General features: G+C 72.2%; 7 protein-coding genes. All 7 read left to right on the top strand.

Features of this window, described 5'->3' with window-relative positions; genetic code table 11:
* On the top strand, nt 1-486 hold a 486-nt coding region (locus VIP82_RS15410), incomplete at its 5' end, for a DAK2 domain-containing protein (protein WP_331910147.1).
* Nucleotides 473-958, top strand: coding sequence for a ribose-5-phosphate isomerase (locus VIP82_RS15415; protein ID WP_331910149.1), 486 nt, complete (start codon nt 473-475; stop codon nt 956-958). The genes VIP82_RS15410 and VIP82_RS15415, both read left to right, overlap by 14 nt.
* Nucleotides 958-1,851, top strand: coding sequence for a triose-phosphate isomerase family protein (locus tag VIP82_RS15420; RefSeq protein ID WP_331910151.1), 894 nt, complete (start codon nt 958-960; stop codon nt 1,849-1,851). The genes VIP82_RS15415 and VIP82_RS15420 overlap by 1 nt, the downstream gene beginning before the upstream one ends.
* Complete coding sequence (locus tag VIP82_RS15425) at nt 1,848-2,642, top strand: sugar phosphate isomerase/epimerase family protein (RefSeq protein WP_331910153.1); 795 nt, start codon at nt 1,848-1,850, stop codon at nt 2,640-2,642. Before VIP82_RS15420 ends, VIP82_RS15425 begins: the two co-directional genes overlap by 4 nt.
* The gene (locus tag VIP82_RS15430; protein WP_331910155.1) at nt 2,639-3,505 is read left to right on the top strand and encodes a phosphogluconate dehydrogenase C-terminal domain-containing protein; all 867 of its coding nucleotides are present in this window, start codon (nt 2,639-2,641) and stop codon (nt 3,503-3,505) included. The genes VIP82_RS15425 and VIP82_RS15430 overlap by 4 nt, the downstream gene beginning before the upstream one ends.
* Nucleotides 3,506-3,513: 8 nt before the next feature.
* A complete protein-coding gene (locus VIP82_RS15435; protein ID WP_331910157.1) occupies nt 3,514-4,266 on the top strand; it encodes an SDR family NAD(P)-dependent oxidoreductase in 753 nt (250 codons plus the stop codon).
* A 142-nt stretch (nt 4,267-4,408) separates the two neighbouring features.
* On the top strand, nt 4,409-5,272 hold an 864-nt coding region (locus VIP82_RS15440; protein ID WP_527250131.1), incomplete at its 3' end, for a D-apionate lactonase family protein.

The following is a 5,272-nucleotide window of genomic DNA, read 5'->3' on the forward strand; positions in this document are numbered from 1 at the left end:
CGGGCGGCCGACGCGTGGGCGGACAAAGCCGGCGGCACCTCCGGCGCCCTGTGGGGCGTCATCCTGAACGCGATCGCCGCGAAGCTGGGCGACGAGGGCCGCCCCGACGCCGCAGCGGTGGCTGCCGGCGTCGCCGCCGGATCACGAGGCGTCACCGACTACGGCAAGGCCGAGGTCGGCGACAAGACGCTCGTCGACGCGCTCGTGCCCTTCACCTCGACGCTGACCCAGGCCGTCGACGCGGGCGCGCGACTGACCGACGCGTGGCGGACGGCAGCGGATGCCGCCACCCGGGCCGCCGCCGCGACCGCAGATCTGCTGCCCCGCATGGGTCGCGCCCGCACGCACGGTCAGAACAGCGTGGGCACGCCCGACCCCGGCGCGGTCTCGCTCGCGCTGATCGTGACCGCCATCGGAGAAACACTCGCCGCCGACACCGTCGTGGCCGAGCCCTCAATGAAGGAGAACGCTCATGGCACAGCCTGAGACCGCCCAGCCCCTGCGCATCGTGATCGGCGCCGACGACGCCGGCTTCGACTACAAGGAGATCCTGAAGAAGGACCTCGAGCAGAACCCCGGAGTCGCCTCCGTCATCGACGTCGGCGTGGACGCGGACGGCCACACCCCGTACCCCAAGGTCGCGATCGAGGCCGCCCAGCAGGTCGCCGCCGGCACCGCCGACCGCGCGCTGCTGATCTGCGGCACGGGCCTCGGCGTCGCGATCGCGGCGAACAAGGTGCCCGGCATCCGCGCCGTCACCGCGCACGACTCGTACTCCGTCGAGCGCGGTGTGCTGTCGAACAACGCCCAGGTGCTCACGATGGGCCAGCGCGTCGTCGGCGTCGAGCTCGCCCGGCGCCTGGTGCACGAATGGCTGACCTACCGCTTCGACACGTCGTCGGCCTCGGCCGACAAGGTCGCCGTCATCGACGAGTTCGAGACCACGGGCTCCTGCTGATGCCTGCGCAGGTCACGGTCGGGGTGAGCCTGAAGACGTACTTCGGGCACGAGCGGGCGCATGCCTGGTTCGCCGACGTGGCGCGCCGCGCGGCCGCGCTCCCCGCCGTGACCGCCGGCGACGTGCGGTTCTTCGTCATCCCGACCTACCTGCAGATCCCTGCGGCGCTCGAGGCGTTCGCCGGCACCCCGGTGCTGATCGGCGCCCAGGACGTCTCGGAGTTCCCGCCGGGCGCCTACACCGGTGAGGTCACCGCCTCCGAGCTCGCCGAGGTCGGTGTCGCGGTCGCCGAGATCGGGCACGCCGAGCGACGCCGCCTGTTCGACGAGACCGACACCGTGACCGCCGCCAAGGCCGCCGCCGCGCTCGCGCACGGCATCACTCCGGTGCTCTGCATCGGCGAGGCCGAGCGCCTCGGCAGCCCCGCCGCGGCGCTGGCGAACGTCGAGCAGCTCGCTGCCGACCTCGAGGGGGTGCCGGCCGGGCCCGTCGTCGTCGCGTACGAGCCGGTGTGGGCGATCGGTGCGGCCGAGCCCGCACCCGACGAGCACATCGCCACCGTGACCCGTGCCCTCCGCGGCGCGCTCGACGCCGACCCCGCGCGCGCGGGCAGCGTCGTCATCTACGGCGGGTCGGCGGGCCCGGGCCTCCTCACCCGCCTCGGCGAGAGCGTCGACGGCCTCTTCCTCGGCCGCTTCGCGCACGACCCCGACGCCCTCGTCGCCGTGCTCGACGAGGCCGGCATCCTCGCGTCCTCGCGCACCGGCGTCGCGGCGTCCGACTCCGCGAAACCCCAGTCGGTGGACGAGACCGTGGGAGAACCCCAGGGTCTGGTCCCCCCGGTGGCGTCACGCGGCAGCGCGCAGAGACCCGACGGCGGAGGCCGCGCATGATCGGTCTCGGCACGTACGCCTTCTTCTGGCAGCACTCCGATCAGGTGCCCGAGCCCCTGTCGCTCGTCGGCGCGTTCGAGGCGACCAGGGCACTCGGCGTCGAGCTGTTCCAGATCTGCGACTACTCCCCGCTCGAGTCGATGAGCGCTGCGGAACTGACGGATACCGCAGCCGCCGCCCGCGACCTGGGCATCGTGGTCGAGCTCGGGACGAAGGGCATCGAGCCCGATCGGATCGCGCGCTTCCTCGACCTCGCCGGCGTCTTCGATGCCCGGCTCGTCCGCAGCATGCTCTACTCGCCCGACACCCGCCCCACGCTCGCGCAGGCCGAGGAATGGCTGCGCGCCGCACTGCCGGCGTACGAGGCCGCCGGCGTCGACCTCGCCCTCGAGACGTACGAGCAGCTCGCGACCGCCGACCTGGTGGACTTGGTCGAGCGCATCGGCAGCCCGCGCCTCGGCATCTGCCTCGACCCGGCGAACGTCGTCGCCCGCCTGGAGCTGCCGCGCGACTGCGTCGAGGCCACCGCGCCCCACGTCAAGAACGTGCACGTCAAGGACTTCGCCTTCGCCCGCCAGGCCGGCTGGGTCGGCTTCACCTACGGCGGTGCGCCGATGGGCGAAGGGCTGCACGACTACCCCCACCTGCTCGAGACCGTCCGACCCCGCGAACGCGAGGTCAACGAGATCGTCGAGCACTGGCTCTCCTGGCAGGGAGACGCCGAGACCACCATCCGCACCGAGCGGGAATGGACCCGCCGAACCATCGAATATCTGAGGAGCACGACATGAGCACCACCTCGACCGAGACGTACAAGATCGCCGTCGTCGGCGCCGGCGGGAAGATGGGCATGCGCGTGTCCGACAATCTCGTCAGGACCGCCCACCAGGTCGCGTACGTCGAGAACTCACCCGCCGGCCAGCAGCGCACGATCGATGCAGGCCGCGAGCTGACGGATGCCGCCACCGCCGTCGCCGACGCCGACATCGTCGTGCTGGCGGTGCCCGACCTCGCGCTCGGCCCCGTCACGGCCGACCTCGTGCCGCAGCTGAAGGCCGGCGCGATCGTGCTGACGCTCGACCCCGCGGCGGCGTATGCCGGACTGCTGACCACCCGCGACGACGTCATCCAGGCCGTGGCGCACCCCTGCCACCCGTCGATCTTCCTCCAGCGCCAGACACCCGAAGAGTGGGCAGACACCTTCGGCGGCATCGCCGCACCGCAGGACGCGATCGCCGCGATCGAGTCGGATGACCCCGAGAAGCAGGCGATCGTCGAGGCGACCGTCCGCGCCATCTACGCGCCGGTGATCGACGTCCACTGGGTCACCATCAAGCAGCTCGCGCAGCTCGAGCCGACGCTCGTCGAGACGGTCGCGTGCATGATCGGCGCCCTCCTCAACGAGGCGCTGCAGGAGGCCGTGAACACCATGGGCGTTCCCGAGGCGGCGGCGCGCAGCATCCTGTACGGCCACACCCAGGTCGCCCTCGCCAACGGCCTGCGCGGCGACAACCCGTTCTCGGACGCGTGCCTCATCGCGATGGACTACGGCCGCGAGAGCATCATCAAGGAGGATTGGAAGAAGATCTTCCGCGACGACGAGCTCGACAAGAACCTCGCGCGGATGCTGCACCTCGACCACATCGAGCGCTGAGGACGACCATGACCAGACTCCAAGGCAAGACCGCCCTCGTCACCGGTTCGGGCACCGGCATCGGCCGCGCCGTCGCCGAGCGGTTCGCCCGTGAGGGCGCTCGCGTGGTCATCGCCGACCGGGATGCCTCTGCCGCGAGCGAGACGGCCGATGCCATCGGGCCCTCAGCCCGGGCGTCGGTGATGGACATCTCCGACGAGGCATCCGTCGAAGCCGCCTTCGGGCTGCTGGGCGCCGAGGGCTGGGCACCGGACGTCGTCGTCGCCAATGCCGGCGTGCAGCTGTTCGGGCACGACGCGGCCGCCGCCGACCTCGATCTCGACGTGTGGAAGCGCACGATCGACATCAACCTGACCGGCACCTTCCTCACCGTCAAGCACGCCGTCCGCTCGATGCTGGCGACCGGCGGCGGCTCGATCATCCTCACCGGGAGCCCGACCGGGATCAACGGCGAGGGCCGGGACTTCACGGCGTACAGCGCGTCGAAGGCGGGCATCCACGGCCTCGGACGCACGGTCGCGGCGGCCTACGCCGATCGCGGCATCCGGGTCAACACCGTCGTCCCGGCGTATACCGAGACCTCGCTCGTCACCACCATCACGAGCGACCCGGAGGCGCGCGCGGCGATCATCGGCCGCATCCCGATGGGCCGTGCCGGAGCGCCGGCCGACGTCGAGGGGATCATGGTCTTCCTGGCGTCGGACGACGCCGCGTTCGCGACGGGTGCGCTGTTCGCCGTCGATGGCGGCATGACGATCTGAGCGCCGCGTGGCCGCCGCGGTTCGGGCGTGGCGCGGACGTTCGGGGCGCGACGCGCCTTCTGAGTGCACGCGGCGCGCCCCGAACCATGGATGTCGCGGGTGCCCTGGCAGAGCAGCCCAAGACGAGGCGAGGATGGGAAGCATGACCGACGTGTGGAACGGCGCACCCGCGACCGGGTGGCGGAGCGGACGGTGGTCGCTCGAGCTGCGCGACGACGAGTTCGCCGACATCGCCTACGACGGTCACGTCGTGCTGCGCTCCGCGCGTGCGGTGGTGCGCGACCGCAACTGGGACACGGCGGGCCTGATCGTCGACCGCGTCGACGGATCCGACCTCGCGCTGACGCTGCACGTGCACTCGACGGGCCTCGGCGCGGACCTGAGCGGGATCGTCCGGGCCGAGGTGCGCGGACCCGGACGCCTGCGGGTGCTCACCGACCTCGAGTCGCGCACGGAGTTCGCGACCAACCGCACCGGCCTCGTGGTGCTGCATCCGCCCGAGCTGGCGGGTGCGGGCCTGCACGTCCGCCACGCCGACGGCACGGTCGCGCACTCGCGGTTCCCCGAGCGCATCAGCCCGCACCAGCCGGCTCTCGACATCGCAGGCCTCTCGTGGTCGCACGAGGGCCTCGAGGTCGACGTGCGCTTCACCGGCGACGTCTTCGAGATGGAGGACCAGCGCAACTGGACGGATGCCTCGTACAAGACGTACAGCCGCCCGCTCGCGCTGCCCTTCCCGTACACGCTCGCCGCCGGCGAACGGGTCGTGCAGGCTGTCGACGTCGACGTGTCGGGCACCCCTGCGGCCGCCGACCCGGATCCCGTGGCCCGCATCAGGCTCGAGGAGGGGCCGCCGCTCCCGGCGATCGGCGTCTCAGCCTCGACGGCGCCCGACCCTGCCCCGGCGGACCGGTGGCACGCGGACGGCGGCGGCTGGCCGGCGACCGTGCTCGTCGAACTCGACCTCGCGACCCGCAACTGGCGCGCAGCCCTCGACCGCGCCGCC

The sequence above is a fragment of the Microbacterium sp. genome (genome assembly GCF_036566905.1).
In the GTDB taxonomy this organism is placed as follows: Bacteria; Actinomycetota; Actinomycetes; order Actinomycetales; family Microbacteriaceae; genus Microbacterium.